Source organism: Paenibacillus aurantius (assembly GCF_032268605.1).
Classification (GTDB): Bacteria; Bacillota; Bacilli; order Paenibacillales; family NBRC-103111; genus Paenibacillus_AO; species Paenibacillus_AO aurantius.
Genome location: NZ_CP130318.1, coordinates 2,713,620 through 2,735,811, shown reverse-complemented (window position 1 = coordinate 2,735,811; position 22,192 = coordinate 2,713,620). Strand labels below are relative to the sequence as shown.

At 54.2% G+C, this 22,192-nt stretch carries 20 protein-coding genes; all 20 read right to left on the bottom strand.

All coding sequences use genetic code 11. From position 1 onward, the window contains the following. Positions 1 to 153 precede the first annotated feature (153 nt). The 20 genes from rpsO to rpsB all read right to left on the bottom strand — a co-directional run bounded on the left by rpsO (position 154) and on the right by rpsB (position 22,153). Positions 154 to 423 carry a 30S ribosomal protein S15 gene (gene rpsO, locus MJA45_RS12400; RefSeq protein WP_315607560.1) on the bottom strand — a complete coding sequence of 90 codons (270 nt, stop codon included), beginning with the start codon at positions 421 to 423 and terminating at the stop codon, positions 154 to 156. A gap of 130 nt (positions 424 to 553) precedes the next feature. After that, the gene (locus MJA45_RS12395; protein WP_407083155.1) at positions 554 to 1,495 is read right to left on the bottom strand and encodes a bifunctional riboflavin kinase/FAD synthetase; all 942 of its coding nucleotides are present in this window, start codon (positions 1,493 to 1,495) and stop codon (positions 554 to 556) included. A 39-nt stretch (positions 1,496 to 1,534) separates the two neighbouring features. Further along, positions 1,535 to 2,446: a tRNA pseudouridine(55) synthase TruB gene (gene truB / locus MJA45_RS12390; protein WP_315607559.1), complete on the bottom strand. Its 912-nt coding sequence runs from the start codon at positions 2,444 to 2,446 to the stop codon at positions 1,535 to 1,537. Next, positions 2,443 to 3,435 carry a DHH family phosphoesterase gene (locus MJA45_RS12385; RefSeq protein ID WP_315607558.1) on the bottom strand — a complete coding sequence of 331 codons (993 nt, stop codon included), beginning with the start codon at positions 3,433 to 3,435 and terminating at the stop codon, positions 2,443 to 2,445. The genes truB and MJA45_RS12385 overlap by 4 nt, the downstream gene beginning before the upstream one ends. Beyond that, on the bottom strand, positions 3,432 to 3,788 hold the full coding sequence (rbfA, locus tag MJA45_RS12380; protein WP_315607557.1) for a 30S ribosome-binding factor RbfA: 357 nt from the start codon (positions 3,786 to 3,788) through the stop codon (positions 3,432 to 3,434). The genes MJA45_RS12385 and rbfA overlap by 4 nt, the downstream gene beginning before the upstream one ends. A gap of 6 nt (positions 3,789 to 3,794) precedes the next feature. Next, entirely contained in the window at positions 3,795 to 6,473 is a 2,679-nt protein-coding gene (gene infB, locus MJA45_RS12375; protein WP_315607556.1) for a translation initiation factor IF-2, read from the bottom strand. A gap of 1 nt (position 6,474) precedes the next feature. Continuing rightward, complete coding sequence (locus MJA45_RS12370) at positions 6,475 to 6,795, bottom strand: L7Ae/L30e/S12e/Gadd45 family ribosomal protein (protein ID WP_315607555.1); 321 nt, start codon at positions 6,793 to 6,795, stop codon at positions 6,475 to 6,477. Beyond that, a complete protein-coding gene (rnpM, locus tag MJA45_RS12365; RefSeq protein WP_315607554.1) occupies positions 6,788 to 7,099 on the bottom strand; it encodes an RNase P modulator RnpM in 312 nt (103 codons plus the stop codon). The genes MJA45_RS12370 and rnpM overlap by 8 nt, the downstream gene beginning before the upstream one ends. Before the next feature lie 31 nt (positions 7,100 to 7,130). Continuing rightward, entirely contained in the window at positions 7,131 to 8,228 is a 1,098-nt protein-coding gene (nusA, locus tag MJA45_RS12360) for a transcription termination factor NusA (RefSeq protein ID WP_315607553.1), read from the bottom strand. Positions 8,229 to 8,269: 41 nt separating this feature from the next. Then, on the bottom strand, positions 8,270 to 8,728 hold the full coding sequence (rimP, locus tag MJA45_RS12355) for a ribosome maturation factor RimP (protein WP_407083127.1): 459 nt from the start codon (positions 8,726 to 8,728) through the stop codon (positions 8,270 to 8,272). 176 nt (positions 8,729 to 8,904) lie between these two features. Then, complete coding sequence (locus MJA45_RS12350; RefSeq protein ID WP_315607552.1) at positions 8,905 to 13,233, bottom strand: PolC-type DNA polymerase III; 4,329 nt, start codon at positions 13,231 to 13,233, stop codon at positions 8,905 to 8,907. 285 nt (positions 13,234 to 13,518) lie between these two features. Continuing rightward, a complete protein-coding gene (proS, locus tag MJA45_RS12345; RefSeq protein WP_315607551.1) occupies positions 13,519 to 14,967 on the bottom strand; it encodes a proline--tRNA ligase in 1,449 nt (482 codons plus the stop codon). Positions 14,968 to 14,990: 23 nt separating this feature from the next. Further along, positions 14,991 to 16,247 carry an RIP metalloprotease RseP gene (rseP, locus tag MJA45_RS12340; protein ID WP_315607550.1) on the bottom strand — a complete coding sequence of 419 codons (1,257 nt, stop codon included), beginning with the start codon at positions 16,245 to 16,247 and terminating at the stop codon, positions 14,991 to 14,993. A 216-nt stretch (positions 16,248 to 16,463) separates the two neighbouring features. After that, on the bottom strand, positions 16,464 to 17,612 hold the full coding sequence (locus MJA45_RS12335) for a 1-deoxy-D-xylulose-5-phosphate reductoisomerase (protein WP_315607549.1): 1,149 nt from the start codon (positions 17,610 to 17,612) through the stop codon (positions 16,464 to 16,466). 18 nt (positions 17,613 to 17,630) lie between these two features. Further along, positions 17,631 to 18,428 (bottom strand): phosphatidate cytidylyltransferase, encoded by a 798-nt coding sequence (locus tag MJA45_RS12330; protein WP_315607548.1) that lies wholly within the window; start codon positions 18,426 to 18,428, stop codon positions 17,631 to 17,633. A gap of 24 nt (positions 18,429 to 18,452) precedes the next feature. Further along, positions 18,453 to 19,217: an undecaprenyl pyrophosphate synthase gene (locus MJA45_RS12325; protein ID WP_315607547.1), complete on the bottom strand. Its 765-nt coding sequence runs from the start codon at positions 19,215 to 19,217 to the stop codon at positions 18,453 to 18,455. Positions 19,218 to 19,319: 102 nt separating this feature from the next. Next, entirely contained in the window at positions 19,320 to 19,874 is a 555-nt protein-coding gene (gene frr / locus MJA45_RS12320; protein WP_315607546.1) for a ribosome recycling factor, read from the bottom strand. Then, positions 19,874 to 20,602: a UMP kinase gene (pyrH, locus tag MJA45_RS12315; protein WP_315607545.1), complete on the bottom strand. Its 729-nt coding sequence runs from the start codon at positions 20,600 to 20,602 to the stop codon at positions 19,874 to 19,876. Before pyrH ends, frr begins: the two co-directional genes overlap by 1 nt. Before the next feature lie 75 nt (positions 20,603 to 20,677). Then, on the bottom strand, positions 20,678 to 21,331 hold the full coding sequence (gene tsf / locus MJA45_RS12310; protein WP_315607544.1) for a translation elongation factor Ts: 654 nt from the start codon (positions 21,329 to 21,331) through the stop codon (positions 20,678 to 20,680). Between the two features lie 123 nt (positions 21,332 to 21,454). Further along, a complete protein-coding gene (gene rpsB / locus MJA45_RS12305) occupies positions 21,455 to 22,153 on the bottom strand; it encodes a 30S ribosomal protein S2 (RefSeq protein WP_315607543.1) in 699 nt (232 codons plus the stop codon). Positions 22,154 to 22,192: the final 39 nt, after the last annotated feature.

Below are 22,192 nucleotides of genomic sequence, written 5' to 3'. Positions count from 1 at the left end.
CTGGAATCATCCTACCTATCCTTCGGCATAGAAGTCATTATTTCCTTCTTCTTTCCTTATATAAACCCGGAATCTATGAGAAAAAGCAACCCTGCCGTCCGTGCGCATAACCGGCACGTCGGATCAACGGTTGCTTTTCCCTTTGAATTCGGCTTATCGGCGAAGGCCGAGTTTTTCGATCAGTGCGCTGTAACGTCTGACATCGTTGTTCTTCAGGTATGTCAGCAATTTACGGCGTTGTCCTACCATCTTAAGCAATCCGCGGCGGGAATGATGATCTTTCTTGTGCTCGCGCAAATGCTGGGTAAGGTTAACGATGTTTTCCGTTAGGATAGCCACTTGAACTTCGGGGGACCCGGTATCCGTTTCGTGGACCTTGTGCTCCGAAATCAACTGCTGCTTACGCTCTTGGGTAAGTGCCATCCTGTTCACCTCCTTTACGTGTTGGATCCCCAACAACCCAGAAACCGCTGGTGAGGCGAATCTCCATGTCGTGGTTCTTTGTTGCCGATAGTCAGTATACCACATCCGTGGAAGGAAAGTAAATGTTTCTTCAAAAGTCCTGCAGAAGCTCTCGTGCCTGTGCGGCATCCCTATGAATCTGCTCCACCAATTCGTTCACCGAACCGAACTTGATTTCAGGGCGCAGGTGACGGATAAACTCCACCCGGACCATTTCCCCATAGATGGATTCCTGGAAATCGAACAAATGTGCTTCAAGCGACGGAGTAAGCTCACCGGTGGCAAAGGTCGGCTTCACCCCTATATTCATGACGCCTTTATAGGCTTGTCCGCGGACATAGGCTTTAATGGCGTACACCCCGTTGGCCGGCAGAACGTAACGCCAGTCCGTCTCCAGGTTCGCGGTCGGAAAACCGATGGTCCGTCCCCGGGCCTCCCCGTGAACGACCGTCCCCTGGATGGAGTACGGACGTCCGAGCAGACGGGCGGCTTGGTCCACCTTGCCTTCCTGAAGACTCTCCCGGATATAAGTGCTGCTGACTTTATGATCATCCATCTGATAGGGGCGCACAATCTCAACGGCAAATTGCCCATGGCCCTCTTGGGCGAGGGTGTCGGGCGTCCCCCGGCCTTGATAGCCAAAAGAGAAATCAAACCCGACGATTACCGACTCCAGGCCGATCCCAAGCAGAATATCGGAAATAAACTGCTGGGGGCTCAATCTCGAGAAGGGTTCGTTGAAGGAAACCACATAAGCATACTGCACCCCGAGCTCCCGGAAGATTTCCAGCTTTTCCGGCAGCGGGGTGAGAATGCTGCGGTATTTATCCTGTCCGAGAATTTCCCTCGGGTGAGGATGAAAAGTCATAATGGACGCCGGAATCCCCAGCTTCCTTGCGGTCTCCAAGGCACGTCCGATGACTTCGCGATGCCCCCGGTGGACGCCGTCGAAGTCGCCGATGGCCATCACTTGGGCGGCCGGCATCCCCGGCTGGGGGAGCAGGCATGGATAGTTCAGTTCAAAAACCTGCATGCTGCGGTTCACCAATCCTTAACCAATCCTGACGGACCGTTAATTAAAAACTTTAACCGGGCTTAGCTGCCGGTCCTTGTCTTCCCACTGAAAGATACCTAGAAAAGGACCTTTTTCCGAGTAGACCCGGTACAATCCCGCTTCGCCGGCACCCCCCTCATGGGAGAGAGTCAAGTGCAGCTTACGTCCCTGCAGAGCCTTGGCCGAATCCGATTCAATCAAAGTCAGCTTAGGGAGATATGACACGGCCTGATCGGCCGGAATTAATCTCTCCTGCAGCCTCCCGCTCTCCGCTAAAGCCTGGATCTCCTCCAGCGTGAGGCACTGCTCCCTCGTCATCGAACCGGTCGACGTGCGGACCAGCGCGGACATGACCGCCGGATAGCCGAGCGCCTTGCCGATGTCGGCACATAAGGTGCGGATATAGGTTCCTTTGGAACAGAGAACCCGGAAACGAACGCGGGGATAAGGCTCGTCCAAGGCAAGAAGGATAATGTCGAGCTTGTAGATCTCGACCTTCCGCGACTTACGCTCAATCTCCTTGCCTTCTCTAGCGAGCTCGTACAGCCGGCGCCCGTCGACCTTAACGGCGGAATACATAGGAGGAACCTGGTCGATCACCCCCACGAAGGCTTTCACCGCGTCTTCCACCTGATTCTCGGTGAGCGAGACGCTTTCGACCTGCTCCGTGATGGCTCCGGTTGCATCTTCCGTATCCGTCGCATATCCAATAGTGAGCTCTGCTTCATATTCCTTCGGGAGCTCTTGGATATATTCGACCACCCGGGTTGCCCGGCCAATACAAAGAGGAAGGACACCGGTTACTTTCGGATCCAGTGTCCCCGTATGGCCGATTCTTTTAATCCGCGTCATTCTCCTCACCTTGGCGACCACGTCATGGGAGGTGAAATCAACGGGCTTCCATACCGGCAAAACTCCTTCAAGCGTCATACGAGTGCCTTCCCTACTTCCTTTACGATCTTGTCCAGAACAGACTCGATGGTTCCTTCGAAGGAGCAGCCTGCCGCGCGGACATGTCCTCCGCCGCCAAAACGTTGGGCTATTTCAGCCACATTCACCTTTCCGGCCGAGCGGAGACTGGCTTTGAACCGGCCGCCCTCCCCTTCCTTAACGAGGATGCCCACTTCTACCCCTTCAATATTGCGGGGGTAGTTGACAATCCCTTCCAAATCTTCATTGGACGCTCCCGCTTCAGCAATGTCCTGGGCCGAGACCGCTATCCAAGCAATCTTCCCTTCGTGCGAGAAGGAAAGCTGAGCAAGGGCTTTGCGGAGAAGGGCTACGTGGCTGCGGGTCATCCGCTCGAGCAAATGTTCCGCCAGTACGCTGCCCTTAACGCCGTAGCCCAGCATCTCGGAAGCAATCCTCATGACATTCGGAGTCGTGTTGGAATACCGGAATCCGCCTGTATCGGTCAATAGTCCTGTGTAAATACAAGAAGCAAGCTCTTCCTCCCAGCGGATGCCGAGAACGACGGCCAACTCATACAGAATTTCAACCGTAGCGGCAGCATCCGGCCGGATCAGCTGAACGGTACCGAAATAGTCGTTCGTGGGATGATGATCGATATTCAATAGAGAGGGGGCCTCCCCGAAGATCGAGGAAACCTGACCAATCCGTGAATAATCGGCACAATCCACGCTGATCACATGCTGGAAGTCTGGCTTCCGTTCGATAACGGAGAAATCCGCAATATCGCTGTTTCCCCACAAATAATCAAACTTATCCGGAGACTTGCCCTCGTTTACCATGACAAAACGCTTGCCCAATTGCTTGAGCATCCAGCCGACGGCCAGGGTCGAGCTAATGGCGTCTCCATCCGGATTTATGTGGGCCACCACGAGAAAATCATCCTGCTCCTCCAGGAAGCGCTTGGCTTCCTGCAGCTGCCAGTCGTAAGAAGGCCTCTCCGGCTTCATAGATCGGTCTTCCCGTCGTTAAGCTGCCCGAGGAGCCCTTCGATCCGGCTTCCATACTCAATGGAAGTATCGAATTTCCAGAGAAGCTTCGGAACCACCCGAAGCCGGATTCGTTTTCCGAGCTCCGAGCGGATAAACCCGGTTCCCCTTGCGAGCGCCTTTAAGGTTTCTTCCTTCTGTTCCTCCGATCCCAGCACGCTAAGGTAAACCTTAGCCTGCGAAAGATCGTTCGTTACCTCCACCCCGGTAATCGTCAGGAATCCGATTCGGGGATCCTTGAATTCCGTCTGGATGATAAGGCTCAATTCTTTCTTGATCTGTTCTCCCACTCGGCCTGTTCGAACCTTAGCCATACTAGATCACCTCTCAACGGTTTCCATTACGAAGGCTTCAATGATGTCGCCTTCCTTCAGATCATTGTAACGTTCGAGGGTAATACCGCACTCGTAGCCCTGTGCCACTTCTTTGGCGTCATCCTTAAACCGCTTCAGGGAATCGATCTTGCCTTCGAAAACAACAATCCCGCCGCGTACCAAGCGAACCTCTGCCGACCGGGTAATCTTCCCGTCTATAACCATACAGCCTGCGATGGTCCCGACCTTGGAAATTTTGAATGTGTTCCGCACTTCGGCGTGCCCGATGACACTCTCCTTGAAGACCGGATCCAGCATTCCCTTCATGGCCTGCTCGATTTCCTCGATTACGCTGTAAATGACGCGATGGAGGCGGATATCCACTTTCTCCTGATCGGCCTGTACTTTGGCCATAGGCTCCGGACGAACGTTGAACCCGATGACGATGGCGTTCGAAGCCGATGCCAAGCTGATATCGGACTCGGTAATGGCTCCTACTCCGGTATGAATGATCTTTACCCGGACGCCTTCCACTTCAATCTTCTCAAGCGATCCTTTCAAGGCTCCGACGGATCCTTGTACGTCCCCTTTGATGATAACGTTGAGGTCCTTCATTTCGCCTTCCTGGATGTACTTATGCAAATCATCCAAGGTTACGCGGGTATTCGCTCCCATCTCAGACTGACGAAGGGTAGACGCCCGCTTCTCGGCGATGTCTCTTGCTTTGCGCTCGTCTTCATAGGCAAGGAACGGATCCCCCGCCTGCGGAACCTCGGTAAGACCGGTGATTTCGACCGGAGTAGAAGGACCGGCTTCCTTCAGGCGCTTGCCCTTGTCGTTGACCATGGCGCGGACACGGCCGAAGCAGACACCGGCAATAAAGCTGTCCCCGACGCGGAGCGTTCCGTGCTGAATGAGCACGCGGGCCACAGGACCTTTCCCTTTATCCAGCTCGGCTTCGAGCACCGTACCGCGGGCTCTCTTATCCGGGTTCGCTTTAAACTCCTGAACCTCGGAGACGAGAAGGATCATTTCAAGAAGCTGATCCAGGTTCGTGCGCTGCTTAGCCGAGAGATTAACGAAGATCGTATCGCCGCCCCACTCTTCCGGAACCAGTTGATACTCGGTAAGCTCTTGCTTTATTTTGTCCGGGTTGGCACCCGGCTTATCGATTTTGTTTACAGCCACAATAATCGGCACATTGGCTGCCTTCGCATGGTTGATGGCTTCCACCGTCTGCGGCATGACACCGTCATCGGCCGCCACCACAAGAATCGTAATGTCCGTAACCTGCGCGCCGCGGGCACGCATCGAAGTGAACGCTTCGTGACCCGGAGTATCTAGGAACGTAATTTTCTTGCCGTGCGTTTCTACCTGGTAAGCTCCGATGTGCTGGGTAATCCCGCCGGCTTCCCCTTCGGTCACGCTGGTCGAACGGATGGCGTCCAGCAGCGTCGTCTTCCCGTGGTCGACGTGACCCATAATGGTAACAACCGGAGGACGCTCCATCAGATCTTCTTCTTGGTCCTTCTCCTCGATCAGCTCGAAGTTCTCTTCATCCACACGGATCTTGATCTCGACATCCACCCCGAATTCCGTCGCGATCAGCTGGATCGTATCCAGGTCAAGCTCCTGGTTGATCGTGGCCATGACGCCAAGAGTCAGAAGCTTCTTGATAACCTCCGAAACATCTTTGTGAAGCAGTTTAGTCAGCTCGCCGACGGTCATGGCACCGCGGACGATGATCTTCTTAGGCGTATTGTCGATCTTCTCTTTACGGACTTGAGGCTGCTGCTGTCTTCCCCGCTGTCCATAACGGTTGCCGCCTCGACCTTGGCCTCCGCGGTTTCCTCCCGAACGGTTGTCATCAAAACGCCGGCCGTTCGGCTTCGTACGCTTGCTGGCCACTCCTTCGTTCGCCTTTACATCCATGGCGTCCACGCCAGGAACGACCGCATTGCGGTTCGGACGGCCCTCGGAAACTCTCTGATTGCCCTGCTGTCCCCCGCGGTTATCGTGGGACTTCCGCTGTTCCGGTGTGCGTGTCGCCGGCTGGGCAGAGCTTGCCGCCGGACGGCTCGCTCCGCCGGCTTGAGGCCGTTGCCCGCCTTGGCCTTGGCCTTGACCGGAACGCTGGTCCCGGCTTCCGCCGCTTGAGAACCCGCCGCCGGACGGACGATTGCCTCCGCCGCCTTGACCGCCGGTGCGGTTAGGCCCGCCGCTGTTGTTATACGGACGAGATTGCCCTTGTCCGCCGCCTGATCTTTGCTGCGACTGCCCGCCTGGGCGCTGCTGGGACGATCCGCCCCCTTGGCCCGAACGCTGCTGGCCGCTTCCTCCCTGCTGGGTGCGCTGCTGGCCTCCTTGGCCTTGGCCTTGGCCGCCTGCTTGCCCTGCCGGGCGGTTGCCCGATCCTGCCGTTTGAACCTTCGGCTGCTGGGACTTGGCAGGCGCCGAAGCTACCGAAGCCGAACCTTCGTTAGCGCGTTTGGCCGCCGCATTGGCCTTTACATCGCGAAAAAACTTTTCCACTGCATCCACCGCCTCATTTTCCATCACACTCATGTGGTTATTAACCGAGATGTTTAGTCGTTTTAGAATGGTGATAATTTCTTTGCTGCTCATATTTAAATTTTTGGCGTATTCATAAACCCTAAGTTTATCCTTGTTATCTTGTTTACTCAAATCATTCCACCTCCGCAGGTTTTCCCTGGCTCCTGACAAGCATCTGTGCGAATCCGGCGTCGATGACGGCGATCACCACTCGTTCCGCCTTGCCGATTCCGGCTCCCAGCTGGTCCCGGGTCCCAAACTCCGTTAAGGGGACCTCGTAGTGAGCGCATTTGTCCCGGTACTTCTTCTGTGCGTTGGGAGAAGCGTCCAAAGCCATAATCACCAGCTTGGCTTCCCCGCTGCGGATGGCATCCAGAACACCGGTATCGCCGGTAACCAGCTTTCCCGCCCGCATGGCAAGACCCAGGTTGGAGAAAAATTTATGATTATTCATCATCTTCGATGGTATCCTTATTGGCTATGAATTGATCTTCCACTTTCACAAAATCCTGTTCCAGCTGCCGGTAAATATCCGCATGGACATTATGCTTAAGCGCCCGGTCGAGCGCCTTGTTCTTCAGAGCCAGCTTAAAACAGGCCGTTTTCCCGCACAGGTAGGCGCCGCGGCCTGATTTTTTGCCGGTGAGGTCGATCTGAATCTCTTCCTGGGGAGTCCGCACCACCCGGATCAATTCCTTCTTCGGCATCATTTCCTGGCAGGCTACGCATTTTCGCAAAGGGATTTTGCGCGGTTTCATGGTTCATCCCCCGTTTCTAACCAACCTAACGTCAGTCGATACTTACGGAATCCTGGTGCATCTCCTCGGTGATGGCTTTAGGCCGCCCGTATTCCTGCTCCGCTTGGGTCTCGCTCTTGATGTCGATCTTCCAGCCTGTCAGCTTGGCGGCCAGTCTTGCATTCTGGCCCTTGATTCCGATAGCGAGAGAAAGCTGATAGTCCGGAACGATAACCCGGGACATTTTTTCCGATTCGAAGACGTTGACCTCGAGCACCTTGGAAGGGCTGAGCGCATTCGCCACATACTCTTCCACGCTCTCCGACCAGCGGACGATGTCGATCTTCTCGCCCTTCAGCTCGTTAACAATCGTCTGGACGCGCATGCCCTTCGGTCCCACGCAGGAGCCGACCGGGTCTACTTCGGAATTGCGGGAGTGAACGGCGATCTTGGAACGGAAGCCGGCTTCCCGGGCAACGGAGCGGATTTCCACGACACCGTCGAAGATTTCCGGCACTTCGAGCTCAAACAGACGCTTAAGCAGGCCCGGATGAGTGCGGGACAAGAAAATCTGCGGCCCTTTGGTCGTATTCTCGACCTTGGTGATATAGGCCTTGATGCGGTCGTTGTGCTTGAACTTCTCGTTCGGCATCAGCTCGTTAAGCGGAAGCACCGCCTCCACTTTGCCCAGGTCCACATAAATGCTGCGGGTATCCTGGCGCTGAACGATTCCGGTTACGATATCTTCTTCTTTCTCTATGAAGGCGTTGTAGATCAGCCCTCTTTCCGCCTCGCGAATCCGCTGGGTTACGACCTGCTTGGCAGTCTGGGCGGCGATCCGTCCAAAATCACGCGGAGTGACTTCGATCTCGACGATGTCGTCCAGCTGAAAATTGCCGTTGATCTCCCTTGCCGCTTCGAGCGAAATTTCCAGTCTCGGATCCAGCACTTCCTCCGAGACCGTCTTCCGGGCGTATACCCGAATGACGCCGGTGTGGCGGTTGATGTCGACGCGGACATTCTGGGCCGTATTGAAGTTGCGCTTATAGCTCGAGATAAGGGCCGCTTCAATGGCCTCGATCAAGATGTCCTTGCTGATGCCTTTGGTCGTTTCGATTTCATGCAGAGCTTCAATAAAATCGGTGTTCATTTGCGAGAGGTTCCCCCTTCCAATAGTAAAAGCAGCCCCCATTAAAAAACGATCGCAAGACGTGCGCTGGCGACCTTCTCACGGGCGATGCTGTGCTGTTTCTTTCCGGTTTGGATGACCAGTCCGGTGTCGTCGTAGGAAAGCAGCTTTCCTTCGAACTCCTTAAGTCCGTCAACCGGTTCATAGGTCGTCACAAAAACATGTTTGTCGACGGCTCTGCGGTAATCCTCCGGCTTCTTGAGCGGACGCTCGGCGCCTGGAGAGGAAACCTCCAAGAAATAAGCCGCAGGGATCGGGTCATTCTCATCCAGCTTCACGCTTAAATATTCGCTGATACGGCCGCAGTCGTCGATGTCGATTCCGCCTTCTTTGTCTACGTACACGCGCAGGAACCAGTTGCTGCCTTCTTTGACGTATTCCACATCGACGAGCTCCATCCCGTTCTCTTCGAGATAAGGCGTGACCATGGATTCAACCGCTGCTTTGATATGCGAACTCATTATTTGTTCTAAGCCCCCTTTATATCTGAAGAAAGGAGTCCGAAAACTCCCCTATCAAAATGTAAAGAGTGGGTTGCCCCACTCTCCATTAACTAAAGCTTATCATCATTATTACCAAAAAAATTATACCATAACAGATGTTCCCTTACAATAGGGGTTACCTTTTCACGGGCCGCCTAAAACAAAGAGAGCTGGTTGGATTCCGGCAGACCGCGGAAGCAGCCCATGGAAGCCAAAACCTCGACGGCTGTCTTCGAAGCGCGGGAGCGTCGCTGGAAGTCCTCGATGGAGAGGAAATCCCCCTCCTCCTTGGCGGCGGCGATCAGCTTAGCAGCGTTCCCGCCGATCCCGGCAATCGCCGAGAACGGAGGAATGAGCGAATCCCCATCAATGATGAAGCGGCTTGCTTCGGACCGGTACAGATCGATCGGCTTGAAGCTGAACCCGCGCGCCGTCATCTCAAGGCCCATCTCCAGAATGGAGATCATGGCCTTCTCCTTCGGAGCGGCGGCGAAGCCTTTTTCCTCAATCTCGTTCAGCTTGCGGAGAATGGCGTCATAGCCTTGGCAGAACAGCTCCACATCGAAGTCCTCGGCCCGTACGGAGAAATAGGTCGCATAGTAAGCGATAGGATAATAAACCTTGAAATACGCCGTTCGGACTGCGGAAATAACGTAAGCGGAGGCGTGGGCTTTCGGAAACATGTACTCGATGCGCTCACACGAATCGATGTACCACGCCGGAACGTTGCATTTCTTCATCTCTTCCTTCCATTCCGGGGTCAAGCCCTTCCCTTTCCGGACGCTCTCCGTAATTTTGAAGGCGAGCCCGGCGTCCATGCCGGCTTTATAAATCAAGTATAACATAATATCGTCCCGGCACCCGATTACGGTCTTGATGGAACATATTCCCTTGCGGATAAGCTCTTGGGCATTCCCGAGCCATACGCCCGTTCCGTGGGAGAGTCCCGAGATCTGCAGAAGGTCGGCAAAGGTCGTCGGCTGGGTTTCCTGCAGCATCTGGCGGACGAACTTCGTCCCCATCTCCGGAACCCCGAACGTGGCCACAGGGCTGCGAATCTGATCCGGCGTTACGCCAAGCGCTTCCGTGGACGAGAAGATGCTCATCACCTTCGGGTCGTTCATCGGGATGGTCGTCGGATCGACCCCCGTCAAATCCTGAAGCATCCGCATCATGGTCGGGTCATCATGGCCGAGAATATCGAGCTTAAGCAGGTTCTCGTCGAAGGCGTGATAGTCGAAGTGCGTGGTCTTCCATTCCGCGCTTGTATCATCGGCCGGATATTGGACCGGAGTGATGTCCTCTACGTCGATATAGTCCGGTACGACCACGATCCCCCCGGGATGCTGGCCGGTGCTGCGCTTCACCCCGGTACAGCCGGCGGCAAGCCGTTCCACCTCCGCCTTGCGCCAGTTGTAGCCCTTCTCTTCCTGGTACTTCTTGGTGTAGCCGAAGGCTGTCTTCTCGGCCACGGTTCCAATGGTGCCCGCCCGGAAAACATTCTTCTCCCCGAAGATGGTCTTCGTGTAATTATGGGCTTCGGGCTGGTATTCTCCCGAGAAGTTAAGGTCAATATCGGGGACTTTGTCCCCCTTGAACCCGAGGAAGGTCTCGAACGGAATGTCTTGGCCTTCCCCTTTCATCATCTCTCCGCATTTCGGGCACATCTGATCGGGAAGGTCGAAGCCGCTCGGAATCCGCCCGTCCGTAAAGAACTCGCTGTGCTTACACGACTTGCACATGTAGTGAGGAGGCAGCGGGTTAACCTCGGAAATCCCAAGAGCGGTGGCGACGAAGGAGGATCCGACCGAACCGCGGGACCCGACCAGATAGCCGTCGGCGTTGGATTTCTTAACCAGCTTCTCCGAGATAAGATAGTTTGCCGAGAACCCGTACTGAATGATCGGTTTAAGCTCCTTCTCGAGCCGGGCGACCACAATTTCCGGCAGCGGCTCGCCGTACATGGCTTTCGCGGTGGCATAGCAGGTGTTGCGGATTTCCTCGTCCGCCCCTTCAATAATCGGCGAGAACAGGCCGTTGTCGGTCGGCCCGCCCGTTTTGGGGAACAGGCTGAGCTCCTCGAACTCATCCGCGAGCTTATTGGTGTTCTTCACGACCACCTCATAAGCCTTGTCCTGACCGAGGAAGGCGAACTCCTCCAGCATCTCCTCTGTGGTACGGAAGTGGACATCAGGCTTGCGGATCTCCTTCAGCGGGCTGAAACCCGTTATGCCGTTGATGGTAATATCCCGGCACAGCTTATCGCGCGGATCAAGGTAGTGAACATTGCCCGTCGCGATAACAGGCTTGCCCAGCTTGTGACCTATGGAGACAATTTTGCGCAGGGAGTTCTCAATATCGAGCTTGCTGCCGACGAGGCCTTTTTCCACGAGATGAAGGTATAAGTCCATAGGCTGAATTTCCAGCACATCATAGAATTCGGCTACCTGCTCTGCTTCTTCCTCAGACTTGTTCAGGACGGTTTCGTAGAATTCCCCTTTCTCACAGCCCGAGATGATCAGCAGGCCCTCCCTCATTTCGACGAGCTTGCTTTTGGGAATGCACGCCACTCTTTTGAAATATTGGGTGTGGGAAAGTGAGATTAGCTTGTACAGATTCTTCTTGCCGACGGCATTCTTCGCATAGATGCAGCAGTGGAACGGACGCGCGTTGCTCAAGTCCTTCCCGACGTAATCGTTCAAGGAACCCAGCTCGGCAATTCCATGTTCCTCCGCGGCATCCTTGATCATGTGATACAGAACGTTACCCAACGCTTCCGCGTCATCGATCGCCCGGTGGTGGTTCTCCAAGGAAACCTTGAATTTGGCGGACAACGTGTTCAGCCGGTGATTCTTCAAGGATGGATAGAGGAACCTGGCCATCTCCAGCGTATCCAGCACGGGGTTCGGCAGCACCGGATGGCCCAGCCTTTTGAGATTGGCTTGAATAAAGCCCATATCGAAGCGGGCGTTATGCGCGACCAAAATCGCGTCCCCCACGAATTCCACAAACTTGGGCAGCTGCTCCTCCAGCTCGGGAGCGCCTTTCACCATGTCGTCTGTAATGTTAGTGAGCTGACTGATGTTATACGGAATGCTCTCATGAGGATTGATGAAGGTCGCAAACCGGTCGATGACCTTCTCATTCTCAATCTTAACCCCCGCTATCTCGATAATCTTGTTGTTTACGACCGACAAACCGGTGGTCTCGATATCGAATACCACGTATGTCGATTCCTTGAGCGGCCGGCTGTCCGCGTTGTCGACGATCGGAACGGAATCATTGATTACATTCGCTTCCACGCCATAAATTACCTTGATGCCATGCTTCTTGCCTGCTTTGTTCGCATCGGGATAGGACTGGACCCCGCTGTGATCGGTAACGGCAATGGCCTTGTGGCCCCACTTGGCCGCGGTTTTGATATATTCGCCTACCGGAGTAATCCCATCCATCGGACTCATGGAGGTATGTAAATGGAACTCCACCCGCTTCTCCTCGGCCCGGTCCATCCGTTCCGGAGGAGCCATCACTTCGTTCACGTCCTGCGGAATGAACATAAGCTCCGGCGGGTTGCTGAACGTGTCGTAATCGATTTTGCCGCGCATCTTGACCCATTTGCCGTTAGCGAGAAGATTGTAGACCTTCACATCTTCCTTGTTCCGGGCGAAAGCCTTCACCATAATCGAATCAGTATAATCGGTTACGTTGAACATGAACAGCGTCGTCCCGTTCTTAAGCTCCTTGGAATCGAGATTAAACACCATGCCCTGGATCGTAATTTTCTTCTCGACGTCCTTGATTTCCTGAAGAGGCACGGGAACGTCCTTGATCTCGATTCCGACCATGAGCTTCAGTTCCGCATCAGCCAGCTTGTCCTCCTCGTTCTCTTTATCGATGGAGGTCATGATCGTTTGGGTGACCACTCTTTCTTCCTGCTCGATGAGCTGGGCGAACTTGTCGTATTCCTCTTGGCGCGATTCGCTGACCTTCAGGATCACCTCGCACTCATGACCGAAAAAATCTTTGTAGAAGCGCTTGACCCAGCTGTCCAAACTTTTCTTCCTCGCCAATTCGAGTCCGATCGAATCAAGAAGATGCAGGGTGATCCGGCGGCCCGCCACTTCCCTCCGCGCCTTCGTCAGCCAGCCGTTGATGGAGGTTTCCTCCCGCTGCAGCCATTCCAGCAGCAAGCTCCAATACTCTTCGATCAGCTGCTCGCTCTTGCACTGCTCCGAATATTGAATGACGAACTTTACTTTCGCAATATGATGAAATTTATCCTGGATCGTCCGGCAGAAGGAACGGTAAACGTCCTGAGGTACCAGCTGGTCCTTGTTCAGGTAAAACGTCCATTCCCGGTTCGTCTTGCTCACCTCAACCCGATCGATATGTCCGTCGGTAAAATACGTGCCCGTTATGTCCGGCGCGATTTCCGCCTGCTTCATCAGCAGCTCGAACCGGCTCCTCTTCTCAGCAATACTCATTCCTCGTCCTCCTGCAAATCCGAAATTCTATAAACCTTCTATCTACTTCCTCTATTGGATTCCAGCAGACGGCAAAACCAAACCCATGCATGCCGGCAAAAGACGGATTTCTCCATCGGGTACCCTATGCAGGTATCTTGACCAAGAGTCTCCAAAGCAAGAATAGGAAGACTCTCCTATCTATCCAAGATTTCGCCATGGGGATGCCAAAATTCATTTGGGGATAAGGCACCGGCAATAAAAAAAGGCAAAAGAGAAAGTTCTCTTTTTGCCTTTCTATTGTATCTAATAAGCACGTCCGAAGACAACCGTATGTTTGGCTTTTTCTCCACAAACGAGGCAAGTGTCTTTCTCTTTGGCCGGCTCAAACGGGATGTTTCGGCTCGTGGCGCCCGTTTCCTCCTTCACCTGCGCTTCGCAGGCTTCGGACCCGCACCATCCGGCAAGGATGAAGCCGCGCTGCTTATCGAGGAATTCCTTCATCTCGTCCAGCGTATCGACATCGGTAAAGTTCTCGTCGCGGAACCGCTTCGCTTTCTCGAACATTTCCTGATGGATGGCTTCAAGAAGCTGCTGCACTTCTTGTACGAAATTCTCTTGGGCCACGATCTTCTTCTCTCCGGAAATCCGGGACACGAGTACCACTTGACCGTTCTCCATGTCGCGAGGACCCAGTTCGACCCGGATTGGAATGCCGCGCATTTCGTATTCGTTGAATTTCCAGCCGGGGCTCTGGTCCGGCCGGTCGTCGACCTTGGCCCGGATTCCGGCCTTCTTCAGTTCGGCGAACAGCTCGTCCGTCCGTGCGATCACCTGCTCCCGCGTCTTGGGCGGCCCGATCGGGATCATCACGACTTGGGTTGGAGCAATCTTCGGCGGAATCACGAGGCCACGGTCGTCGCCGTGTACCATGATCATCGCCCCGATCAGTCGGGTACTGACTCCCCAGGAGGTGGTATGTGCGTACGTATGCGTGTTCTGGCGGTCCAAATACTTGATATCAAAGGCGACGGCGAAGTTGGTCCCCATGTAATGGGACGTTCCCGCCTGAACGGCTTTGCCGTCTTTCATCATCGCTTCAATGGAGAACGTGTCTACCGCTCCGGCGAACTTCTCGGACGGCGTCTTTTGGCCCATGATGACCGGAATGGCCATGATGTTCTCCACAAATTCGCGATACACTTCGAGCATCTGCATGGTTTCGCGTCGGGCATCCGCCTCGTCTTCATGCGCCGTGTGTCCTTCCTGCCACAGGAATTCACTCGTCCGCAGGAACGGCTGGGTGCGCTTCTCCCAGCGGACAACGTTCGCCCACTGGTTAATGAGCAGCGGCAGGTCCCGGTAGGAATTGATCCACTCGGAATACATATGGCCGATCATCGTTTCGGAAGTCGGCCGGATGGCCAGACGCTCCTCCAGCTTCTCTCCGCCCGCTTCGGTTACCCAGGGAAGCTCCGGGTTGAAGCCTTCCACGTGCTCCTTCTCCTTCTGGAAGAAGCTCTCCGGAATGAAGAGCGGGAAGTAAGCGTTGCGGTGACCGGTTTCCTTGAACCGGGCATCCAGCTCCCTCTGCATGAGCTCCCAGATTTCATAGCTGTCCGGCTTGAAAACGATGCAGCCCCGGACAGGCGAATAGCTCATCAAATCGGCTTTCTTGATGACATCCAGATACCACTTGGAGAAATCCTCGCTCTGAGGAGTGATTTCCCTTACGAATTGCTTATCTTTGGACATGGCGACCTCCGTCGTTCTCCCCGTCAGCCTTTAATCAAACGAAGGATATCATTATAGGTTACAGCAATCATTAACAGCATTAACATAGCAAATCCGATAAAATGAACGAGGCTTTCCCGGTTCGGATCCACCGGACGTCCTCTAAGCGCTTCGACTCCCAGGAACACCAGACGGCTTCCGTCAAGCGCCGGAATCGGAAGAAGGTTGAAGATTCCCAGGTTCAAGCTTAGAATTGCCGACCAGTACAGCATCGGAGTCACTCCTGCCGAAGCCACTTGGCCGCTCACTTCTACGATTCGCACGGGTCCGCCAAGATCGTCCATGGCGAACTGTCCGAAGACAAGTCGCTTAAACCCGATCAGCAGCTGCTTGCTTATGTTGACCGTATGATCCCAAGCCCCGGTAACCGCCTCGCCAACGGAAGGAGCCCTCGTGTCTTGAGTCAGGTTGGTTCCGATTCGCGGCGTTCCTTCGATCACTTCGGGGGTGACCGTCTTCTGAAGCTGCTCCTTGTTGCGCTGGATGATCAGTTGAACGGGCTGGTTGAGCGAACCGGCGATAATGGTGCGCAGCTTCTCCATGTCATCCCCGATCGGCTGGTTGTTCGCTTCCTTGATGATATCGCCTGGCTTAAGTCCGGCTTGGTCGGCCGGCTTGCCCGGCACCAGCTCCCCGAGCTTTACATTCGTAGGAACACCGGTGGAGATGACAAAAATGAGGAAAAGCACGAAAGCCAAAATAAAATTCATCACCGGGCCGGCGAAGATGGCGAGCGCTCTTTGGCCAACCGATTTGCTTCCGAATTGACGGTTCCACGGGGCGATTTGGTTCTCGCGTCCCTGTGAAACGGTTACCGCCTGAGGGTGAATGGGAAAACGCACCGATTCCCCATCGACGTCCAGCTTGACGAACAGGTCCTTCTCCAGATCGATTTCTTCCACAACGCCTTGTACCGTATCCGACCGCTGGTCAAACCGATCGGTGAACAAGTGCGTAACCTGGTCTTGATTTAGCTGAAGAGCAACGGACTGGCCCGGCACAATCTGAATGGTTTCGGGGTCCTCCCCCGCCATCCGGACAAAACCGCCGAGCGGGAGCAGCCGGAGGGTATACTTGGTCTCCCCTCTCTTATAGGAAAAGAGCTTCGGACCAAACCCGATGGCAAACTCGCGCACCAGAATCCCGGCCCGCTTGGCAAAGTAGTAATGCCCCCATTCGTGCAGGGTGACCAACACAAAGAACATTAGAATGATCTGAATCCCGATTTGTAAAGAATGCAATACGCTTCCTCCTTCTATAGGAACAACCTCGTCGGCAATTGGAACGGATTGGCTCTAGTCTGTTCTAAGATTAACATGTTTGACAAGAACAATACAAGCCGACGCCCTGTCCTTGAGGTATATGCCCGGAAGGCGTATCTTTATTCAACGGAAGAAATCCCCGGGCTTCCCGCGGCAGAAAAAAAGCCGATCAGCCCCGGCTGTCCGGCTTTTCCCTTACGGGCGAAACTGCCCCGCTCTTTCCCGTGCCCACTGATCGGCTTGAAGGATCTCTTCTAGCTCCGGATTCTTCTTCGTAACGTGCTCGTCGAGAACCCAAGCCAGGACGTCCTCAATCTGAAGAAAGGAAATTTCACCCTTCAAGAAACGGGCAACCGCCTCTTCATTAGCGGCATTAAAGACGGTAGTAGCGGTTCCGCCTTCCCGCCCGCAATCGAAAGCGATCCGCAAGCAAGGAAACCGATTATAGTCCATCTCCCGGAAATTCAGCCTTCCGATTTCCGCCAAATTCAGCATGTCGGTCGGCGTCTTCTTTCTTCTCGGGTAAGTCAGCGCATATTGAATGGGAACCCTCATATCCGGATTGCCCAGCTGGGCCATGACGCTGTTGTCAACAAATTCGATCATGGAGTGAATGACGCTTTCCGGATGCAGCAGCACTTCAATCCGGTCGTAGGGAATGCCAAAAAGCCAATGGGCCTCGATGACCTCTAACCCTTTGTTCACCATGGTAGCGGAATCGATTGTTATTTTGGCACCCATGGACCAATTGGGATGTTTAAGCGCATCCTCCACCGTCACTCCATGTAGCTCCTCCCGGGTGCGGTCCCGGAAGGAGCCGCCCGACGCCGTTAGAATCAGCTTGGCGATGTCCTCCGGCGATTCTCCGTTAAGGCATTGGAAGATCGCCGAATGCTCGCTGTCCACCGGAAGCAGCTTCACTCCTTGCCGCGCCGCCTTCTCGGTCACGAGATGGCCGGCGCTTACCAGGGTTTCCTTGTTGGCGAGTCCGATATGTTTTCCCGCCTCGATAGCGGCCAAGGTAGGCTTAAGCCCCTGACTGCCTACAACCGCGGTGATCACGATGTCCGCCTCCGTTTGCGAAGCGACCTCCTGCAGTCCTTCCTCCCCGTAATAAACCTGCACCGGCTCGGAAAGATGAGCTTTCAAGCGTTCCGCATGCTCCCGGTCGGCAACCGATACCTTGCTTGGACGGAATTGGCGGATTTGCTCCAGCAGCAGAGGAAGATTCGTCCCCGCGGCCAAAGCTTCAACCCGGTAGCTGTCCGGATCGTTCGCCACAATATCGAGCGTTTGGGTTCCGATGGAACCCGTCGATCCCAGTATGGCTAGTCGTTTAGTCATGATTTCCTCCCGGATGGATTAGTGGGGTAGCAGGGAGAACAGGTGAAGAAACGGGAACACGATCAGCCAGCTGTCCACCCGATCGAGTACTCCTCCATGACCGGGAAGCAGCGTTCCCGTGTCTTTGATTCCTTTGACCCGTTTGTAAGCGGATTGAATCAGGTCTCCCAGTTGTCCCACGACGGCAATGACGGCGCCCAATACGACGGCCTGTCCCAAGGAAACCAGGTCGGGGCGTCCGAAGTGAAAGCAGACGGCGACGATAATGGAGATCACCACACCGCCTAATGCCCCCTCCACCGTTTTGTTGGGGCTAATGGCCGGCCATAGCGGATGCTTGCCGATCGCCCGTCCCGTGAAGTACGCGCCGCTGTCGGTTGACCAAATGCACAGAAAAATCAATAGAGTCCAGAACAATCCGTGCGGCTCCATCATCCGGGTGACGATCATATAAGCGAACCCCAGCCCTATGTATACCACTCCGATCAACACGAGAGCGGCTTGATCCAGCGTTACCTTATTCTTGCTTATCACCGTGACAGAAAGAAGAAGGAACATAAGGACCCAAATCAATCGTTCCAAGGTCAGCCAGCTTCCCCATTCCAGGCCGAGGCTCGGACCGATTAAGCAGACAAGCCCGGCCAAGCCGGCCAGCATGACCGTGACACTGTGCTTCAGATGATTCATCCGCAAATACTCGTTGTATCCTATTAACGCGAGCAGTGCGATAAGCCCCCCGTACCAGTACCCGCCCAACAGCAGCAGGCCGATAAAGGCGGCCCCCGCGACGATGCCCGTTACCAAACGCTTCTGCAAAAGTCATTCCTCCGTCTTAAGGAACTACAAACCGCCGTATCGGCGAATTCGCTGCTGGTATTCCCGGATTGCCTGATGAAAATCTTCCTTAGAAAACTCAGGCCAATACAGAGAGGTAAACCAAAGCTCCGTGTAGGCCAGCTGCCAAAGCATGAAGTTGCTTATTCTCAGCTCGCCGCTGGTGCGGATCATGAGATCCGGGTCGGGCAGCCCCGATGTCTTCAAATAGGAATCATAGACATTCTCCGTGATCGAATCCGGATCCAGCCTTCCTGCTGCAATGTCTTTGTACATGAGCTGCATGCCTTCGATCATCTCTTTGCGGCTGCCGTAATTCAGGGCAAAATTAAGAATAAGTCCCGTGTTGCCGCTTGTTGCGCGCTCCGCTTCCTCAACTGCTGAGAGGGTATGATCCGGCAGGCCTTCTTTCCACCCGGTCATGCGGACGCGGACGTTCTTCTCCACCAGTTCCTTGAGCTCGAGGGAAAGGAATTCCTGGGGCAGCTTCATCAGGTAATCGACTTCGTCCTTGGGACGTTTCCAGTTTTCCGTAGAGAAGGCATACAGGGTTAGAATCTCCACCCCAAGCTCATCGGCCGCCATGGTAATCTTCTTTACGGTCTTCATGCCGGCATGATGGCCCGCAATGCGCGGCAGTCCTCTTCTTCTTGCCCAGCGTCCATTGCCGTCCATGATGACCGCAATGTGCTTGGGCACCTTATCCCGTTCGATTTCCTGTAACGTTTCGGGTTTCCTTTTGGAACTGAAGCCCTTGAAAAGTTGAACCATTTTGTATGTCCCCCAGAAAGGTTAGAATGCCGTCTACCTGAGTCGTCTTGTGAGAGGATGCATTAAAAAGCCAAAAGCCCCCTCTGACAGGGGGTTTCCGTATTAAACTTCCATGATTTCCTTCTCTTTGGCCGTCAGAATTTTATCGACCTCGGCTATGTACTTGTCGGTCATTTTCTGGATATCATCCTGGTGCCGGCGGGATTCGTCTTCCGAAATGCCCGTTTTCTCCAGCTTCTTGATTTCATCATTGGCGTCGCGGCGAATGTTACGCACCGCTACCTTGGCTTCTTCTCCGGACTTGCGGGTCATCTTAACCAGGTCCGACCGGCGCTCTTCCGTCAGAGCCGGAATGACAATGCGGATCATGCTTCCGTCGTTGGACGGATTCAGCCCCAAGTCGGACTTAAGAATGGCCTTCTCAATGGCCGCTAGAGAGGATTTGTCCCACGGCTGAATGAGCAGCGTGCGGGGATCCGGCGTATTGACATTAGCCAGCTGGTTCACGGGAGTCATGGCCCCGTAATATTCGACTTGAACCCGGTCAAGCAGGGCAGGAGTTGCGCGTCCCGCGCGCAGGGAGGCGAGGTCTCTCTTGAGGGCCCCCATCGCTTTCTCCATCCGTTCTTCGGCGTCTAGCTTAATTGCGTCTGGCATTAGTTGACACTCCCTTTTACAATGGTTCCGATTTTCTCACCCAAGGCCACGCGGCGGATGTTGCCTTCCTCCGTAATCGAGAAGACAATCAAAGGAATATTGTTGTCCATGCATAGCGACGAAGCGGTGGCGTCCATCACGCCCAGGTTCTTGTTCAGCACTTCCATGTAAGTCAACGTTTCGAACTTAACGGCCGTTGGATCCTTGAACGGATCGGCGGAATACACTCCGTCCACTTTGTTCTTCGCCATAAGAATAACCTCGGCCTCGATCTCCGCCGCCCGAAGGGCCGCCGTCGTATCGGTCGAGAAATAAGGATTTCCGGTTCCTGCCGCGAATATAACGACGCGGCCCTTCTCCAGATGGCGAATCGCGCGGCGGCGGATGTATGGCTCCGCTACCTGCTGCATGGCGATGGAGGATTGCACGCGGGTCGGGACTCCGACATTCTCGAGAGCATCCTGCAGAGCCAGGGAGTTCATAACCGTCGCGAGCATGCCCATGTAGTCGGCGGTCGCCCGGTCGATTCCTTTGGCGCTTCCGGCGATTCCGCGCCAGATGTTGCCCCCGCCGCATACCACGGCCACTTCCACGCCCAGCTCATGCACGCTTTTCACTTGCTCGGCTACCGACGAAATGGTCTGAGAGTCAATGCCATACCCCTGCTGGCCAGCCAGCGCTTCCCCGCTGAGCTTAAGTATGATCCGTTTAAACCTTGGCTGCTCCAACTTCGTAACCCCCATCAACAGATTTCTTTGTTTACAAAAGAAGGAACACAGCGTGTTCCTCTCTCTTGTTGTTGCTTATTGCATTTTAGCTTGCGCCATTACTTCTTCAACGAAGTTGTCAACTTTCTTTTCCAGGCCTTCTCCGAGCTCGAAGCGAACGAAGCGGCGGATGGAGATGTTCTCCCCGATCGTGCTGATCTTCTCGTTCAGAAGCTGTGAGATCGTTTTGTCGGGATCTTTAATGAAAGCTTGCTCCATCAAACAGAATTCCTCGTAGAATTTGCTGAGGCGGCCTTCCACCATTTTCTCGACGATTTTCTCCGGCTTGCCTTCGTTCAGAGCCTGGGCTTTCAGAATCTCGCGCTCTTTCTCGATATCTTCTGTCGGTACTTCTTCCCGGCGAACATAGCGAGGGCTGGAAGCGGAGATTTGCATAGCGATATCTTTAACGAGCTGCTGGAACTGGTCGGTTTTGGCAACAAAGTCGGTTTCGCAGTTGACTTCAACCAGAACGCCGATCCGGCCGCCGGCATGGATGTAGGAGCCTACTGCACCTTCCGTTGCGATACGGCCGGCTTTGTTGGCTGCTGCCGCCAAACCTTTCTCGCGAAGGATTTCGGATGCTTTCGTAACATCCCCGTTTGCTTCTTCCAGAGCTTTTTTGCAATCGAGCATTCCTGCTCCTGTTTTCTCACGCAATTCTTTAACCATTGCCGCTGTAACTGCCATAATGGAACCTCCCTATAGTGGATAGCTTATTAGTTTCTAGAAATGAAGCCGTTCGCAGGCTCAAAAAAAAGGGTGGCGATCGGTTATTACACCATCAACCCACCCTTTTTCTAATTAGTTCAATTAAGCTGTCGTTTGCTCGCCTTGGTGAGCTTCGATAACAGCGTCCGCGATTTTGGCGGTAAGCAGCTTAACGGCACGGATCGCGTCGTCATTACCAGGAATCACGTAGTCGATTTCGTCCGGATCGCAGTTCGTATCAACAATACCGACGATTGGGATACCCAGCTTGCGGGCTTCGGCAACCGCGATGCGTTCTTTGCGAGGGTCGATAATGAAAAGCGCGCTTGGCAGGCCTTTCATGTTCTTGATTCCGCCCAGGAATTTCTCGAGACGCTCTTTCTCTTTGCGGAGAATGATAACCTCTTTCTTAGGCAGAAGTTCGAAGGTGCCGTCCTCTTCCCACTTTTCCAGCTGATGCAGACGGTCGATCCGCTTCTGGATGGTTTGGAAGTTGGTCAGCGTTCCACCCAACCAGCGTTGGTTGATGTAGAACATTCCGCAGCGTTCAGCTTCCTCGGCAACCGAGTCCTGAGCCTGCTTCTTGGTTCCGACAAACAGGAAAGTACCGCCTTCGGCAGCGACAGACTTAACGAAGTTGTAAGCCTCTTCTACCTTCTTGACTGTTTTCTGTAAGTCGATAATGTAAATTCCGTTTCTTTCGGTGAAGATGTAACGATCCATTTTAGGGTTCCAGCGGCGGGTTTGGTGACCAAAGTGTACACCAGCCTCCAGCAGCTGCTTCATGGAGATTACTGCCATCTTCACACACCTCCTCTTGGTTTTGTATTTTCCCTCCGT